The organism is Clostridium moniliforme (assembly GCF_017873235.1).
GTDB lineage: Bacteria > Bacillota > Clostridia > Clostridiales > Clostridiaceae > Clostridium > Clostridium moniliforme.
Genome location: NZ_JAGGJZ010000003.1, coordinates 178,445 through 193,481, shown reverse-complemented (window position 1 = coordinate 193,481; position 15,037 = coordinate 178,445). Strand labels below are relative to the sequence as shown.

The window sequence follows — 15,037 nt, the reverse complement described above, 5'->3', positions numbered from 1 at the left end:
TGTTTTTGCAATAAAAAAAAGCCTATTTATATCGAACGGCTTATCTTCTAAATTTCTTTTTTTTTAGTTTCTTTTTTATCCTCATCTTCACTTAATTCTGGTTTTATTCCAACATAATCAAAATAAAGTTCTATTACAAAATTAATAAATTCTTGTGTTAATTGTCTAGGTGTAAGTTTTTCTATTATCTCATCTTCACTTAATTCTCTTGTAACACAAGAACAAGACATTATTTTTAAAGCATTATTATATAATTTTTCATCTTGCATTAAACTGTTTATAACAATACCATAATTACCATATCTATCATCTATATCAAATATAGTTTTATTAGTCATTTCAAATTCTAACTCTTCATTACCTAGCTTAAATTTTCTTTTCATTTATATTCCTCCTATGCTCCTAATCCAGTATTTGATGTGGAAACTGGTGTTTCTTTATTAATTAACTTTTTAGGTATATATACTTTTTTAAAGAAATTATCTATCTTATCTTGTGTAACATTTTTAGAATCGCTATCAAATTGATATTTATAAAGACCATTTGCTGTTGATCTAAATGTACCTTTTAACTTTTTAACTGCTGGTGTAGTTTTTCCGTCCTGTCCTTTTATATCTTCGCTGTAAGGTTCGAACTGTCCTTCATATAATATACAATATCTCATTTCCCCATTAGCCTTTGGAGATTCAAATAATAGTGAAACTATTGGTGCATGATCGCATTTATTATAAATTATTCCTCCTGTTTCATCTAATTCGTGTCCTAGTAAATAATGTTCTTGTTCATCTGTTAAATCATTCATTGAAAGATCCACTTCAATGGTTGGAACATTACTTAATTGATATAAAAGTCTATTATCTCCATTAATTGGAACATTTTCTGTTTTAGGCTTTATTCCAATTTGCTTTACTCCCTCATATAATATTGGTGTTTCATACTCACCTTCATTAATTTTATGTGCAAAATGTACATTTTGTACACCAATGACTGGCATGTAATTTTGTTGTTTACTTTCCATATATAAATTCCCCCTTAAAATTAAAATGGCAATGAAATATTAAATCTCATCGCTTTGTGATATAATTTTGTATCTTTTTCATATAGATCAACAGCTTGATCTCTGTTGTATCCATTTTCTAACATTACTTCTTTTATAGTTTGTTCTAAATCTGTATAATCATCTTTACTAAATATATCTATTTGTACTAAATAATTAGTATATATTTCTTTATTATCCCCATACGCTTCTCCATTTTCTGAGATAACCTCATATTCAATGTAAGGTGTTTTAGGATTATTAGCATGGATAAAATACACTCTCTTATCAGCAGTTAAATTTAGAACTCTATCATCTTTCAAGGTGTTTAATAAATGTTCTTTTATATTCATCTTAATCACCTCATTTCTATATTTTTGAGAATATAACTTGTGCTACCTTCTCAATTGCTTCATCTGTACTATCTTGTACAGCTCTATCAAAATAACCCACATGAGCTTTTTGTTGTGAAGTTCCAAAATTTTCAAATACATCGTAAAAAGCCTTTGCATGTGCAGTTCCTTCTATAGCTAATCCTGTATTTTTTGTAGATGTTTTGATTTTTGATAATTTTCCAGTTTTTCCTTTTGGAGAATTATTTTCTATACTTTTAGCTACTATATCTATTCCAGCTTTTACAGCTTTCTTTTTAGCATTAATATCTAAAACCATATCTTGCAATAATTCTTCAAATTCTTCCATTCCTTCTACTTCTACACTATCCATTAGTTAATTACCTCACATTTTAGATCTATATATTGATGAGAATTGTTATAATCACTAGCATATTGTATGTCATAAAATTCTTCATTGAATTTAATTTTAAATACCTTTGTTGCACCTGGCTTTAATAAAATTTTTGTTTCTTCACAATATCTAACAGTAAAAGTAACTATATTCTCACTATTAGTAGCTTTAGCACTTATATATTCTTTTCCAGTTATTTGTCTAAAACCTGAATAACAAGAAAAATAATCAATCCAAGTTTCTTCATCAAAACCATTCTCATTTTGAGTTGTTGTATATTCTTGTATAGTAATTCTTTCAGTTAATTTATTATTCATTAGAATCACCACAGTTTGCTAAAATATCTAAAATAGTATTAGAAATTCTATCATAGCCACCTTTTTTATTATCTAAATAAAGATCTCTATTATTATATAAATCTCCTATTATCTTTTTTAATAAAAGATTGGATAGCTTTACTTTATCATCATACTTTTGATAACCAGTACCAACACAACTATCAATATATATTTGTGCTTGTTCTATTAATTTATTAATTAAATCATCATCATATTTAGTATCTACTGCTATATATTTCTTAACTTCTTCTAAAGTTATCATTTAAATTCCTCCTTTATATAAAAGAAGGGGAATAACCCCTCCTTAAATTAAAGTTCTATTTTATTTATAGTTCTCTTTGAACCACTCACAACATCTATTCTTTCTAATATACTCCACATATTAGTATCATCTTTAATTTCTTTTCCTGTTGCAACTGTTATTTGTTTTCTATCAATAAATTTTACTGCTTCCTTAAAGTTTAAAGTAAAGAATAATGCTGTCTTTCCTTTTGTTGAAGCAACTAAACCATCATCAAATGGTATAATAGGTTTATTATGGAAGTATTCAACTCCATTAGCTCCAACTGTAATTAAATTTAAAGGTCTTCCTTGTTTATCCTTCATATTATTTAATAGACAATATCCAGCAGTATTACATAAAGTTACTACTCCACCTTTAGCTGAAGGAACTGTACTATCAATCGCATTTTCTATTGCACTATAATCAGTTGCTTCAATTGCTTTTGCATTTGTATTTATAAGTGTTAATATCTTTTTATTTTCCTTAGTTGTAGTAATTTCGCTAAAATTATTTCTTATTAAATTGTCAACTTCAACAGCTGAATCATCTACAGTTTCAGAACTAACTTTTTGAAATAAACCTACTTTAGTACATTTAAAAGGAACATCTGTTGTTACTAAATTGCCTTCAACTATATCTTGTCCTTCTGCAATTTCTGCAAGTTCATTTTGGTCATAATCTACTACTGGAATAGTGCCCTCATTTCTAGTTACTGGGATTACATCACAATATTCTTTTAATGAACCAAATCCCTTTTTAATTTCTATAAGATCATTTACAAATTGCTTAGGAATTATAGCTGTATTTCCAACACTTGTTATTGTACTTCTTTCTTCTTCTGATAATTCTCCTACTTTATTTAAAGCAACTCCTGCAATTGCTCTTAATTCCATTTCTTTTACTGATTTTCTATTTTCCATTTTTACATCATCCTTTCTTTTCTCTTTTTGTCTTTTTAGATCTCTCATTTCTTCTTCGGCTAATTCTTCTTCAATTTTTAAAGTTTCTTTAACTTGTCTTAGTTCTTCCATTTTTGCTTTAGCACCTTCTAAGTCTTTATTGCATGTTAAACTTCTAACTTCTCCTGTTAAAGTTTTTATTTGTTCTTTTAATTCATCTATTCTCATTAAAAAATCATCCTTTCTTAATTAATTTTATGTATAAAAAAAGAGCTACTATAGTAGTTCTGCTTCTATCTCTGCTAATTCAATTTCTTTTTCTAATTTTCTAAGTTCTTTAGTTTTTTCTAATTCTTTATTATGTAATTCATAACTTCTACAACTTGCCTCACTATCGAGATAAGCTGGAAAAGGTGTTATTGTAACTTCAATTAATTCAACTTCTTTTATGATTCTTAAATCAATTTTATCTTCTGTGTATGTCCATTCATCATCTAAAACATAAAATCCAAATGAACATCCTTCTACATCTCCTGATTTCACAAGTTCTGCAATATCACTAGCATATGAAATATTTGGATTTATTCTTAATTCAAAATGTAATCCAACATTATCTATATTTAATTTTAAACTTCCACTTCTAGTAGAACCTAAAATCATATCTGAATTATGATTATACATAGCATATATATTATGTCCATCAGCTAAAGTTTTATCAAAAGCATCTTTTGATACTTCTTCATAAAATCCCATGTATTGACTTCTAGTATTAAATTTATTTATATATCCACTAATAATTTTTTCACTAGAATTTTCTTCTGTTCTAGCTTCTAAATCAATAGCAATAAATTTTCTAATCTCCTTCTGTTTCTCCATCCTTAACTCCTACTTTCTTTAATGTTATTTCATTTAGATATTTCAAATCATAGTAACCTGAAGGCACTAAAACAGTGTCTCCACCTTCTATGAGTGGCATACCTAATATTCTTTTAGCATCATTTATACTATAAGCTCCATTTTGCAAGTATTTACATATAATATCTGCCTGTGTTTTAGCATCTGTTCTTAGCATAACAGACTGATTAAATCTACATTTAAATCCATTCTTTCTATCCATAGAACTTAGATATTTCCAATCTAATTCTTGTTCTATTTGTTGAAATTTAATTAATAATGTATCAGCTAAAAATCCTAAATTCTGCATCTCCATATTATTATTATTAGAATCACTTAAATCATTGATTTGTGCTGGACTCAATCCAAAACAATTTGCAATCTCTCTTCTACTTAATTTTCTAAGTTGTTCAAACTGAGCGTCTGCAAGAGATAAATTTAAGCTAGATATATTAAATCCTGCTGGTACTGTAAAAGTTCTTCCATTTGAAGAATATAGTTTGTCAAACTTTTCTTGTATCTTTTTAAGCTCATTATTATCTTTGATATCGCTAGTCATTTGAACAAGAATTTTATTAGTTAATCCAGAATCAAAAAGATTATTTAAATACTTAGAACTTTTAATATTAGTATTTATTATATTTCTTAATAAAAATTTATTAGATTTAGTCTTTAACCCATCAAAAGAAATTCCTGATTTATATAAACATATATCATCTTCCTTTACATCAAAATTACTATTACAAACTGTAATATTGTATAATGTTGCATTCTTCTTTAATGTTCTAACTAATCCAATATCATCTATTATTATATTCTCTACTCTTGCTGGATATAAATTCATTGTATCTCTGTCTATATATAATCCAGATATACCATTATGTTCACCTAATGCTACTAAAGTTTTAATACAATCTACTGCATTCATAAAAGGATTAGGTCTAAGTCTTAATTTCTCATACAACTTATGATTATAAGCTTCAAGTTCACCTTTTTCAGTATCTTGTTTTAATATTATTGGACATTTAGCAACACTTTCTGAAATGTATTTGATACATTTGAAATACGTACTTTCTTTGAGTACATCATCTTCAGCTTCCAAACCATTTCTAAGTAATTCTTCAAAAGTATATTTTTGCAAGTTTTTTTCTGTGCTTCTTTTTTCTAATTTATCCCAAAACATTAATTATTATCTCCTCCTTTCTGTATAAAATAACTTAATAAAAATAATCCTATTGCAAGTAAATACATTGCAATATATTTATTAAGCTTAAATGTAGTAAAAAAGACCATAAAAAAAGAAATTATTAATAACATATCTGCTAAAAATAACTTCTGTTTAAACTTTCCTATAAAATTTTTGAATATATTTTTTATTTTAATCACTTCCTTACCAATCCATTTTTTCTAATGAACTAAACGGATTATAATGTTCTACTTCATTATCTTCAATAGCTAATCCTAATCCCATTAACATAGATATTATTCCATCAATTTTAAATTTAGATTTCTTTTTACTATATTTACATTCTAGTTGTTCATTATAAACGGCAACACAATTACTAGCCATAAAATCAAATAAACTATTTTTAGCTATAACAATTCTATTATCTATAAGCAGATTTTCAAAATCTTTTATAAATGTAGTCATAGTTACTGTTCCTTGACCTAACGGAACAACATTCCATTCACTTTCTAACACATTCATTATGGTTGGACTACCATATCTATCATATCCAAGCTTTTCAAAATTATATTCATTACTCAAATTATTCATGTAATCCAACATATCATTAAACTTTATATACCTTCCTTCGGTTGCTATTAACTCACCATTTTTTATCCATGTGCTATATGGATTTTTGTCTTTTTCTTCTCTTTCTATCACTGTATCTCTAGCAGTAAATAAATGTGGAAATACATAGTATTTATCATCATGTTCTCTATAAAATACTTGCACAAATGCAGTAATATCATGCTGAGAAGATAAATCTAATCCACACCAACATTTTTCTCCTTCAAAATCTTCTATTTTTATGTCTTGTATACATTGTTCCCACAATTCCATGTTAATTGCATTTTTAATATGATCTGTTGCTACATGTTGATTTAAAAACATTCTTCTAAACATATTTTCTTGAAGTGGCATTAATTTAACTCTATTACATAAATTCACTATATCATCTATTTTTCTAAATAATCCTAATGCTGGATTTGCTTTAAACCATTGCCTTACATCATCAATTTCACACTCTTTATCAGCTTCATATATTTTATAATAAAAAGTTTCATCTTCTCCTTTTCCTTCTTCTATATTTTTAGCCACTGTATATAATTGCATTTCTAAGTTGAATTTATTTTCTCCAGAACTTGCGGTAGTTAATGTAATTGCCAAAGGCTCATCCCATTGACCAGTACCTGTCTTCAACTTTCCATAAATTTCATCTGATTTATATTCATGTACTTCATCACATGCAAAACTGTACACAGAATAACTATCAGCTCCTCCACCATCATTACTAAGAACTATTAATTTATTTTGATTATCTTTTCTTATAATTTCTTTTTTTGAATCTGTAATTTTACATCTTCTTCTTAATGCTTTATTACTATTAACAAAACATTTAAAAGTATTGTAAAGTTCTGTAGCTTGTTTAGTTGTATTACCAGTTATAATAAATAAAGCACCAAATATATTTTTTTGCATAAAGAATATATAACTCATAATAATTCCAACTAAAAAAGACTTAGAATTTTTTCTTGCAACATTTATATGAGCTTCTCTAAATCTTCTCAAATTATCTTTTTTTCTTTTAACACATAAAATCTCAACTATTATCTCAAATTGAAATCTAAGTATTTTAAACTTTCTTGAAGTTCCTTTATCATTTTTTAATAAACTTATGTATTTATATATCTTTTTACACTCTACTGTATCAAAATAATATTTATCATCGTTCCACTTTTCTTCCATCTGTTTATTTATTTTATCTAGCATAAAGCTTTGATTAATTTTATTTTTTTCTATCAATTGATCTAATAATTTCTGGTTAATCATTGAATAACTTCTCCATATCTTTGGTTTCAGTATCATCAATATCACAATTAACAATTTTATTCTTGTTCATTCTTGCCCTAGCTGCTGGAGTTAGTCCTAATTCTTTCATCCAATTTCTCATCTCTTGTTCTGCATTTTTCTTTAATTGGCAGTATGGATGTTGTTGAGGATAACCATTAGGACTATAAATTAAATATCCTTTTTCTTCTAATAATTTTGAAAATTTTATAATGTCTGAATAACTTGCACAATATCTTTCTAGTGCTTTTATGTCTTTTTCTGAAATCTCTTTTTTTTCTTCTACAAAAAGTTTAATAACTCTTTTCCATTCTTTTTTTGCTTCTTTATCTAAATTTTTTGGACAATTAAATTTATTCAATATTATAATCCCCCTTTCTATACCCCCACTATCTAAAAAAAGTGTAAAAAAACTTACAGAAGATTACGAACCGTGGACTTTTCTTATTTCATTAAAACTTTTTTGACTCCCCAACTTCTATAAATTAAACTCTTCCATAAATTTTAATTTCAAACTTAATAATAGTTCTTGCATATTAGCTTTATTACCTTTGCAATATTCTTTATGTACAAATTTATGATTACTCTCTGTTAAATATATAAGATTATCTCTATTTAATCTTTTGCTATAATCTTCATTTAATTCAACTATATGATGAACAATTTTTCCTGCAGTTATTCTATTAAACTTGTAATAGTTAATTATATCTATTCCCAATGTATCATTAATAGCTAACTCCCTTATACATTTCCACTGTTTACTAGAATAAAATTTTTGAAATTTCTTTTGCTCCTCATTATGCATCCTTCTTCTTTTATATTCTTTATACTTTTCTTTTTGTTCTTTATCATATTTATTCTGATGATATTCACAAAACTTTACACCTTCCTTGACTATCTTAGTGCATCCATGAAAACTACATTGTTTTAATATTGCTATATCTAATCACCTCTTTCAATTTGAAGGATTTTATTAAATCTAAATAGAATTTATTATTAAGGGATAGTTAAAGAAAGGATCTGATATAATGGCTAAGAATACAGGTAAAGGTAGTAGAAAAGGTGCAGTAAAATTAAGAACTCAAACATATAACCCTAAAACAGGTATTTGGACAAAAAGAGATAGCTCAACTGGTAAATTCATGGATGGTAAAACTTCAAGTGATACCCCATTTAAAGGTGTAACTAAGGAATAATACTTTAAGATACTATGACTATCCCTTAATTTAGAGCATAAAAAAGAACCTAGCTTGTACTAAGTTCAATATAAATACTTTATTTATATTATCCTAAAAATATTTTTATATTTAATCTATTCAATCTCAATTAATTTTTCTTCATTATCGCAAATTAAATTATTATAAAAAATAATTAAAGATATATTATAATAAGGTATTGCTATTAGAAAGGCAATCCCTAGAGTTAAAAATCCTAATACAAACCATTTTATAAATGATAATTTCAATATAAATAATTTCTTTTTCTTTTTATACATTAAATTTTTAGATTTCCTAACGGATTCACTTAAACTATTATCATGAAATAATAAATATATAACTGGGAAATAAGTTAAATTTAATATTATAGTTATATACATAGTTAGAATTATTGTTAGTGCATTCACCAATATATCTATCCAAGACTTTGATAATGCTGAAAATATTAATGGAGATCCAAATATAATAAAAGCACTTAAAAATACAAATGTAAGTATCCTAACAATTAGTAATATACACATATTAAATATATAATACTTTAAACAAATCCTCCATCTTTTTAAAATATTATATAAATTAAATTTATTATACCTTTCGAAATTTAAATAAACTCCAATAGTAATCATCATATTAACATTAATTAATATAGACATTAATATAAATATCACATAATAATTAAATTTATAATGAATTGTACTATATACAAAAAATACTCCTATTATAAAAAAAATTATTTCTATAAAAAAAGTAAACAATATAACATTAAACTTCTTATTTGCAATAATAATTCTAGCATTCTTCTTTATTTCTTTATTATCCATAAGCAAGACTCCTTATTTAAATACACTTAAATTATTTCACATAAAAAGTTATTTGTCTACATATTACTTTATATCTTCTATAGAACTTATTTGATCTATATTAATTGTTACATTATTATTTAATTTATATAGTCCCCTTCTTTGTACTTTCATTTCATCACCAATGGGTATCTTTACATAATAGTGTAATTCATTCTCTATGAATTCCTCTCTAGTTGTATTTTTTATAAATTCATCACCGTTTTCCATTTTTATTTTTATCATTTAATTAATCCTCCTATTTTTGATTTTTATTCTTACTCTTTAATATAGATTTTAATTTTTTATTCTCTTTATTTAACTTTCTATTTCTAGTTTTAAATCTTTCATTTTCCTTTTCTAACTCAACAAACTTTTTAAATTCTTCTAAGTCCATTTTTATCTTACCTCCATAACTCTTGCAATAGCATCAAATGGATCATAAGGATTAGGCTCAGAATTTATCATTAATTCATTTATCTCTCTTACTTCTTCTTTAATTTGTTTTAATAAATCTAAAGTTTCTTCTAACTCTCTTTTATCTACTTTAATATTTAATTTCATATCTATATTACCTTCCTTTTCTACATTTTTATAATTTTTAAAATCTTTATTCATATATAAATCCTCCTTGAATTAATTCTAAAATTTTATTTTTTATATAAATCAATATTACTTTTTAAGATTAAAATATAATTGCTACTATAATCATTAAATTTATTGCTTGAATATGACATAATAACTTGCATATTCTTATTTAAACATTTATTATAACTATTGCTTAAATCTTTAAAATTTTTATAACTTACAATAGTTGTAATCTTATCTTTACCTTTAAATTGATAGCTATAAAATATCTTATTATTTTCTAAGATTAAATAACTAACTTTATGTTTTATAAAATATTTAAATGATACTAAAGTATCTAAAATCTTATGTAAAATAAAATTGTTATAATCTTCTTCCATCATTTTAAAAATATTATCTTGCATTATATGTACTCTACTACATCTATAATCTTATTATTTTTAATAAATATATATCCAATAAAATCCATATCATTATTTCCGTCCATCCAAGCGATTGTACAATCACCACCAAATTTATTTTTATATTGCAACATATCTTCTAATTCTATTTCAAAATTTTCATTATTATTTCTTATTGATTCTTTTATTTCTTTTATAGAATCATCAATTGTTTTAAATTTATCCTCCTCTAAATCTAACTCATTTAAATCCATTCCTTTCAACATAATCCTTCAACTCCCTTTAGCTTTTATATTTAATTAATAATCATTTACGAGTATTTTAATTAAGATATTCTAATATATTTTTCTTTCTTTTTTCTATTATCTTTTTATCTAAAAATCTCATTTTCTTTTTAATTTTTATGTATTCTTCCAAATTACTCCTCCTACATTGCAATTAAATCTATAACTTTATTATTTTTTACAAATATTCTTCCTGTAAAATTGTATTTATTATCCATTGTAAAGCTACATAATATCTCACCATCATCAGAATATAATCTTTTATATTCTTTATATTCTAATAAAATATGTAAAAATTCTTTTTTATTAATTGTAATAAGTTCTTGTAATTCTTCTATACTCTGATCTAATGTTCTTAGTCATAAAAATCTTTTAAATTCATGTTATCTACATCTAACATAATTAATCACTCCTATTTTTCCTTTAATTTATTTATTAAATTTTATAATTAACATTAAAGAGCGGACAACAAACTGTAAGATTTGAATTAGTTTAATTTAAAAAACTTAGGAATAAAAAATAAATTAAAAGGAGGTTTATTTTATTTAATTATCCGCTCTTTAATGTTAATTATATAAAAAAGGACTAGAAAATTAATCTAATCCTTCTGTATTATCATATTGATTTTTGATAGAATATAAAATATTAATTAGATTTTTATATTCATTTATTTTTGATTTCATTTTTTCATTTTCCTCATATCTAAAAGCTATTTCTTCATTAATTTCATTAACTTTTTTGGTATTATTTCTTTTTAACCATAAATTTAAACTTCTAGCTTTTCTATATAAGAAATTATAAGTTTCTTTAATAAATTTATTTCTATAATTTATCTCTTTATCATAAATATCTTTTATAAATCCATAAAGTAATTCATCCTCATTTACTGGATTTCCTTGACAGAAAAAATTATATTCTAAATCATAAAACTCAACATCTATAAGATTAAACTTATATCCATCTTTTTCTTTACTAATAGTTACTTTATATTCGCTTTCTTCTGCTGAATTATAAAGACTAAATATTTTACTTACTTCTTTTTCTATTTTTTTAATTTCCATTTATGCACAGCTCCTTCGCTTAATTATATTTTTTAATAGTTTTTAGGGGAATTTCACCCCTATTTTTTTAATAAAAATCCAAAACCTGATATTGAAAGGAGGGTTGAATGGACTGACCAAATCCATCCAGCCTATGGTTTAACAATAATTTAAATTTCTAAGAATGGAAATAAAAGTTATTTACTCTTACTTCCACCATAACGAGGTGTAAGGTGTAGGATTACACCTGAAACCTTTAATTTTAGACATAAAAAAGAACTTAGCTTGTCCACTAAGTTCATATGTACTATTTTATTTAGTTTTTTGTTTATCTGTTGATTTTTTTATATCTGTTACTGCTACTTCAAGTTCTGCATCTGATATAACTCTATAATTTTTCATTGCTTCTTCTAATATACTAAAATTACAATAACATTTACCAATTATTCCAGTATTAATTTGATCATTATATAGTTTTTCAGCTTTACTTAATATACTATTTTTTATTTTCTTGATAAAATTATACTCTTTATATAGTAAATCTCTATACCCATCCGAATTATCTATTTCATTAAAATCAATATATTTATAAAGACCATTTTTGACTGGTATCATTTTCCTAATTTCTAATACAGATAAAATCTTTTTATACTTATCTGTGTTACCTAACTGTTTGTAAATATCTCCATGTTGTAGTTCTCGTTTTTTAACTATCTCATAAATTATATAGTTATGTGGGGTTACATTTTTCCAATTCCTATGATGAGGTTTCCTTGAAGTCAAGGGTATACAATATTTATATCCATTTAAATTTGCAATTAAACCTAAATAAGGTTTTTTATAATAATTATCTTGTGATGTATAAAATACCTGTGAATCTTTATCATGTAAATATTTAACATAATCAATATCTATACGGTACAACCCAATTTTTTCATATTCTACCATAGTATTTCCCCTTTGTGTATAAAAAAAGAGAACTAATCAGTTCTCTTTAAGATTTAACGTCCATCATTTTAATCTATAAAAGATAAGGTAGTTGAACACCCAGATTTAACGTCCATCATTTTAATCTATAAAAGATAAGGTAGTTGAACACCCAGATATTGAAAGATAATTACTAAGAACTATCTTCTATATTTATTATTATACATCTATTGCAAGTAAAGTCAATACTTTTTAAAATAAAATGTGTATAAGTTATATTTTTAGAGGTAATACTTAATTTTTATTTATATATAAGGAATTTATTTTTTATTCTCATTTATTGGCTGAGATTCACCACTTTTTTAGCTCTTCACTTACTGGTAGAAGTTCACCGCTTTTATTATTTATAATTATACTATAATTAACTATTTTATCAACTACTAAAAATATTTTTTTAAACATTACAAACCGACTATTTATTAGTCGCATATCGGTAAGCGACAAAACATGACGAACCAGTTATTTATTAGACGGATACTGGTTACCGACAAAACTTAATACCGATTACTCTCATTATTATAGAGTTATAATCTTTGGGATAGGTTTAATGTAAGCACTTTATTGCTCTATTATTGCAAAACCTCCCTATACTTAACATCATATTTATATAAAACATATTTTGTTTTACACTCTTATTATATAACTTCATCACTGAAAAAGTCAATAAAAGTCAATATATGTTATTATATATACTTATTATAAATTGTTCCAATTCTACTATATTTTTTATATAATAAATTCGATAGTAAAAGTGGAACAAACTTATTGTATCTTCTTAAAAATAATATATCTTTTTCCTCTATTAACACCTTTACTTTCTTTACCCGTTTCACTTATCGCATAATTTAATTCTAAATCATTTCTAATTATATTTTCCATAGTAGAAGGTCTCAACTTCTTAGTTCTATAATCTTTATTAATTTTTATACTTATTAATTCATTAACTATTAAATTAGATAATTCTTGTTGTTCTTGTTCAAATAGTTTTTTACCTAATATATTTTTTAAATAATCGTCTAAAGTATTTTTTTCTTTATTATCTACAACATTTTCTATTAAATTTCTTTCATCAAAAGTATCTTCCAATCCTAACCACTCCAATTGTCTTTTTATATATGCGAACTTATCTTCTGATAAATCTTTTTTTAAGGTTTTAATAAAATAATTATCAGTTAAAAATCTTGCATAGCCTGATAAGTTTACCTTATACTCGTTATTTGATGTTAAATAAAATAAATCTTTAGAATAAGACGGATTATGATTATATTTTCTTTTAAATTCATTTATATTCTCATCAAATAATTTTAATTGCTCATTTTTTTCTCTATACTTTTTAAGTATGGTATTACATACTCTTAAATCTAAACAAGGTATATATAAATTAATTTCTTCAGCATCTTCTATATTTAACCTTTTTCTTCCTATTTCTTGTATAAAAGTAACTTTATCATATGCTATAACTACTAAATTTTTAACTTTTTTATCTTTAATATTTACACCGTTATCTAAACACTTAGTAGTTATTAAAACTTTCGATATGAAACTATTTGTACTTAATATATTTTCTTTTTCTTTACTTTTTTTATTTGAATAAATAAATTCTGTACTTATATTACTATTATTTAGCTTATTCTTTAAATTTTCCCCTTTCTTTTTAGAGGTTACAAATATAAGCCATTTATAATTACTATTATCATTTTTTATTAATTTAAATATGTCATCTTCTAAATTTTTAAAATATTTCACATTTAAATAGCTGTAATCTCTATTTGTATCATATTCAAATATCTTATGTTTTCCTGGTAATATTCTTTTATTAAAATTTTTATTTATAGCATTATTAACTTCATCCATTGTTGCACTTATAAATATTTTTATTGAGTTTAAATGAACTTGTGTTATTAATTCTTCAAAAGCTAAATAAGTTTTATTATTGTAACTACTATCTGTTAAAAAAAAATGACATTCATCACATATTATATAATCAAACTCTTCTAAATTATTATTTTTATCTAAGTAAATATTATCTAATTTTCCTTCTGAAATTGCATGATAACTTGTTATTACTACATTTCCTATGACGCATTGTTTATCCAACCAATCTGTATCAACTTTTTTATCATCTTTATAAATTATTTCTTTATTAAACTTTTTCAGTAGTTCTAATTTGATCTGCCTTTTTAATTCTATTCTATTGCATATATAAATCATTTTTTCAAAACGATTCATCATTCCTATTAATCCCTTAAAATTCTTTGCTCCTGTTATAAAATATGTTTTCCCAGTTCCTGTTTGAGCTTGTATTTTTACAACATCACCTTTTTTCCATTTCTTGTAATCTTCACCTATCGCATCACTTACCCAATTTAAATTTAATTTTTTGCTCATTCATAAATCCATCCTTTCTA

The 15,037-nt window shown here is 24.2% G+C and carries 22 protein-coding genes; 1 reads left to right on the top strand and 21 read right to left on the bottom strand.

Annotated elements, in window-relative coordinates; all coding sequences use genetic code 11:
• Positions 1-47 precede the first annotated feature (47 nt).
• The 12 genes from J2Z53_RS06845 to J2Z53_RS12845 form a co-directional block, all read right to left on the bottom strand.
• The gene (locus J2Z53_RS06845) at positions 48-383 is read right to left on the bottom strand and encodes an RNA polymerase subunit sigma (protein WP_209796704.1); all 336 of its coding nucleotides are present in this window, start codon (positions 381-383) and stop codon (positions 48-50) included.
• Between the two features lie 11 nt (positions 384-394).
• On the bottom strand, positions 395-1,018 hold the full coding sequence (locus J2Z53_RS06840; RefSeq protein ID WP_209796703.1) for a major tail protein: 624 nt from the start codon (positions 1,016-1,018) through the stop codon (positions 395-397).
• 20 nt (positions 1,019-1,038) lie between these two features.
• A complete protein-coding gene (locus tag J2Z53_RS06835; RefSeq protein ID WP_209796702.1) occupies positions 1,039-1,389 on the bottom strand; it encodes a prohead protease in 351 nt (116 codons plus the stop codon).
• A 16-nt stretch (positions 1,390-1,405) separates the two neighbouring features.
• Positions 1,406-1,762: an HK97-gp10 family putative phage morphogenesis protein gene (locus tag J2Z53_RS06830; protein ID WP_209796701.1), complete on the bottom strand. Its 357-nt coding sequence runs from the start codon at positions 1,760-1,762 to the stop codon at positions 1,406-1,408.
• On the bottom strand, positions 1,762-2,100 hold the full coding sequence (locus tag J2Z53_RS06825) for a phage head closure protein (protein ID WP_209796700.1): 339 nt from the start codon (positions 2,098-2,100) through the stop codon (positions 1,762-1,764). Before J2Z53_RS06825 ends, J2Z53_RS06830 begins: the two co-directional genes overlap by 1 nt.
• Positions 2,093-2,383, bottom strand: a complete 291-nt coding sequence (locus J2Z53_RS06820; protein ID WP_209796699.1) for a head-tail connector protein — start codon at positions 2,381-2,383, stop codon at positions 2,093-2,095. Before J2Z53_RS06820 ends, J2Z53_RS06825 begins: the two co-directional genes overlap by 8 nt.
• A gap of 47 nt (positions 2,384-2,430) precedes the next feature.
• On the bottom strand, positions 2,431-3,531 hold the full coding sequence (locus J2Z53_RS06815) for a phage major capsid protein (RefSeq protein WP_209796698.1): 1,101 nt from the start codon (positions 3,529-3,531) through the stop codon (positions 2,431-2,433).
• Positions 3,532-3,579: 48 nt separating this feature from the next.
• Positions 3,580-4,179 (bottom strand): HK97 family phage prohead protease, encoded by a 600-nt coding sequence (locus J2Z53_RS06810; RefSeq protein ID WP_209796697.1) that lies wholly within the window; start codon positions 4,177-4,179, stop codon positions 3,580-3,582.
• On the bottom strand, positions 4,157-5,380 hold the full coding sequence (locus J2Z53_RS06805; RefSeq protein ID WP_209796696.1) for a phage portal protein: 1,224 nt from the start codon (positions 5,378-5,380) through the stop codon (positions 4,157-4,159). The genes J2Z53_RS06810 and J2Z53_RS06805 overlap by 23 nt, the downstream gene beginning before the upstream one ends.
• Positions 5,381-5,587: 207 nt before the next feature.
• Positions 5,588-7,255 (bottom strand): terminase large subunit, encoded by a 1,668-nt coding sequence (locus J2Z53_RS06800; protein WP_209796695.1) that lies wholly within the window; start codon positions 7,253-7,255, stop codon positions 5,588-5,590.
• The gene (locus J2Z53_RS06795) at positions 7,248-7,634 is read right to left on the bottom strand and encodes a phage terminase small subunit P27 family (protein ID WP_209796694.1); all 387 of its coding nucleotides are present in this window, start codon (positions 7,632-7,634) and stop codon (positions 7,248-7,250) included. Before J2Z53_RS06795 ends, J2Z53_RS06800 begins: the two co-directional genes overlap by 8 nt.
• Before the next feature lie 117 nt (positions 7,635-7,751).
• On the bottom strand, positions 7,752-7,991 hold the full coding sequence (locus J2Z53_RS12845; RefSeq protein WP_234925797.1) for a hypothetical protein: 240 nt from the start codon (positions 7,989-7,991) through the stop codon (positions 7,752-7,754).
• Positions 7,992-8,301: 310 nt separating this feature from the next.
• Here J2Z53_RS12845 and J2Z53_RS06785 point away from each other — a divergent pair, with 310 nt between their 5' ends.
• A complete protein-coding gene (locus J2Z53_RS06785) occupies positions 8,302-8,469 on the top strand; it encodes a hypothetical protein (protein WP_209796693.1) in 168 nt (55 codons plus the stop codon).
• Between the two features lie 116 nt (positions 8,470-8,585).
• Here J2Z53_RS06785 and J2Z53_RS06780 read toward each other — a convergent pair whose 3' ends face one another.
• The 9 genes from J2Z53_RS06780 to J2Z53_RS06740 all read right to left on the bottom strand — a co-directional run bounded on the left by J2Z53_RS06780 (position 8,586) and on the right by J2Z53_RS06740 (position 15,017).
• Complete coding sequence (locus J2Z53_RS06780; RefSeq protein ID WP_209796692.1) at positions 8,586-9,311, bottom strand: DUF975 family protein; 726 nt, start codon at positions 9,309-9,311, stop codon at positions 8,586-8,588.
• A gap of 63 nt (positions 9,312-9,374) precedes the next feature.
• A complete protein-coding gene (locus tag J2Z53_RS06775) occupies positions 9,375-9,575 on the bottom strand; it encodes a hypothetical protein (protein ID WP_209796691.1) in 201 nt (66 codons plus the stop codon).
• 13 nt (positions 9,576-9,588) lie between these two features.
• Entirely contained in the window at positions 9,589-9,726 is a 138-nt protein-coding gene (locus J2Z53_RS06770; protein WP_209796690.1) for a hypothetical protein, read from the bottom strand.
• Between the two features lie 2 nt (positions 9,727-9,728).
• Positions 9,729-9,947 carry a hypothetical protein gene (locus J2Z53_RS06765; RefSeq protein WP_209796689.1) on the bottom strand — a complete coding sequence of 73 codons (219 nt, stop codon included), beginning with the start codon at positions 9,945-9,947 and terminating at the stop codon, positions 9,729-9,731.
• Between the two features lie 32 nt (positions 9,948-9,979).
• On the bottom strand, positions 9,980-10,321 hold the full coding sequence (locus tag J2Z53_RS06760; protein ID WP_209796688.1) for a hypothetical protein: 342 nt from the start codon (positions 10,319-10,321) through the stop codon (positions 9,980-9,982).
• Complete coding sequence (locus tag J2Z53_RS06755; protein ID WP_209796687.1) at positions 10,321-10,584, bottom strand: hypothetical protein; 264 nt, start codon at positions 10,582-10,584, stop codon at positions 10,321-10,323. The genes J2Z53_RS06760 and J2Z53_RS06755 overlap by 1 nt, the downstream gene beginning before the upstream one ends.
• A gap of 611 nt (positions 10,585-11,195) precedes the next feature.
• Positions 11,196-11,663 (bottom strand): hypothetical protein, encoded by a 468-nt coding sequence (locus tag J2Z53_RS06750; protein WP_209796686.1) that lies wholly within the window; start codon positions 11,661-11,663, stop codon positions 11,196-11,198.
• Between the two features lie 291 nt (positions 11,664-11,954).
• Complete coding sequence (locus J2Z53_RS06745) at positions 11,955-12,590, bottom strand: type III toxin-antitoxin system ToxN/AbiQ family toxin (RefSeq protein ID WP_209796685.1); 636 nt, start codon at positions 12,588-12,590, stop codon at positions 11,955-11,957.
• Between the two features lie 801 nt (positions 12,591-13,391).
• Positions 13,392-15,017 carry a DEAD/DEAH box helicase gene (locus tag J2Z53_RS06740; protein WP_209796684.1) on the bottom strand — a complete coding sequence of 542 codons (1,626 nt, stop codon included), beginning with the start codon at positions 15,015-15,017 and terminating at the stop codon, positions 13,392-13,394.
• Positions 15,018-15,037 lie beyond the last annotated feature (20 nt).

What these genes read in the sequence shown, in the direction of transcription:
- J2Z53_RS06845 (WP_209796704.1), bottom strand. Translation starts at nt 383, where the DNA reads ATGAAAAGAAAATTTAAGCTAGGTAATGAAGAGTTAGAATTTGAAATG.
- J2Z53_RS06840 (WP_209796703.1), bottom strand. Translation starts at nt 1,018, where the DNA reads ATGGAAAGTAAACAACAAAATTACATGCCAGTCATTGGTGTACAAAAT.
- J2Z53_RS06835 (WP_209796702.1), bottom strand. Translation starts at nt 1,389, where the DNA reads ATGAATATAAAAGAACATTTATTAAACACCTTGAAAGATGATAGAGTT.
- J2Z53_RS06830 (WP_209796701.1), bottom strand. Translation starts at nt 1,762, where the DNA reads ATGGATAGTGTAGAAGTAGAAGGAATGGAAGAATTTGAAGAATTATTG.
- J2Z53_RS06825 (WP_209796700.1), bottom strand. Translation starts at nt 2,100, where the DNA reads ATGAATAATAAATTAACTGAAAGAATTACTATACAAGAATATACAACA.
- J2Z53_RS06820 (WP_209796699.1), bottom strand. Translation starts at nt 2,383, where the DNA reads ATGATAACTTTAGAAGAAGTTAAGAAATATATAGCAGTAGATACTAAA.
- J2Z53_RS06815 (WP_209796698.1), bottom strand. Translation starts at nt 3,531, where the DNA reads ATGAGAATAGATGAATTAAAAGAACAAATAAAAACTTTAACAGGAGAA.
- J2Z53_RS06810 (WP_209796697.1), bottom strand. Translation starts at nt 4,179, where the DNA reads ATGGAGAAACAGAAGGAGATTAGAAAATTTATTGCTATTGATTTAGAA.
- J2Z53_RS06805 (WP_209796696.1), bottom strand. Translation starts at nt 5,380, where the DNA reads ATGTTTTGGGATAAATTAGAAAAAAGAAGCACAGAAAAAAACTTGCAA.
- J2Z53_RS06800 (WP_209796695.1), bottom strand. Translation starts at nt 7,255, where the DNA reads ATGATTAACCAGAAATTATTAGATCAATTGATAGAAAAAAATAAAATT.
- J2Z53_RS06785 (WP_209796693.1), top strand. Translation starts at nt 8,302, where the DNA reads ATGGCTAAGAATACAGGTAAAGGTAGTAGAAAAGGTGCAGTAAAATTA.
- J2Z53_RS06780 (WP_209796692.1), bottom strand. Translation starts at nt 9,311, where the DNA reads ATGGATAATAAAGAAATAAAGAAGAATGCTAGAATTATTATTGCAAAT.
- J2Z53_RS06775 (WP_209796691.1), bottom strand. Translation starts at nt 9,575, where the DNA reads ATGATAAAAATAAAAATGGAAAACGGTGATGAATTTATAAAAAATACA.
- J2Z53_RS06770 (WP_209796690.1), bottom strand. Translation starts at nt 9,726, where the DNA reads ATGGACTTAGAAGAATTTAAAAAGTTTGTTGAGTTAGAAAAGGAAAAT.
- J2Z53_RS06765 (WP_209796689.1), bottom strand. Translation starts at nt 9,947, where the DNA reads ATGAATAAAGATTTTAAAAATTATAAAAATGTAGAAAAGGAAGGTAAT.
- J2Z53_RS06760 (WP_209796688.1), bottom strand. Translation starts at nt 10,321, where the DNA reads ATGCAAGATAATATTTTTAAAATGATGGAAGAAGATTATAACAATTTT.
- J2Z53_RS06755 (WP_209796687.1), bottom strand. Translation starts at nt 10,584, where the DNA reads ATGTTGAAAGGAATGGATTTAAATGAGTTAGATTTAGAGGAGGATAAA.
- J2Z53_RS06750 (WP_209796686.1), bottom strand. Translation starts at nt 11,663, where the DNA reads ATGGAAATTAAAAAAATAGAAAAAGAAGTAAGTAAAATATTTAGTCTT.
- J2Z53_RS06745 (WP_209796685.1), bottom strand. Translation starts at nt 12,590, where the DNA reads ATGGTAGAATATGAAAAAATTGGGTTGTACCGTATAGATATTGATTAT.
- J2Z53_RS06740 (WP_209796684.1), bottom strand. Translation starts at nt 15,017, where the DNA reads ATGAGCAAAAAATTAAATTTAAATTGGGTAAGTGATGCGATAGGTGAA.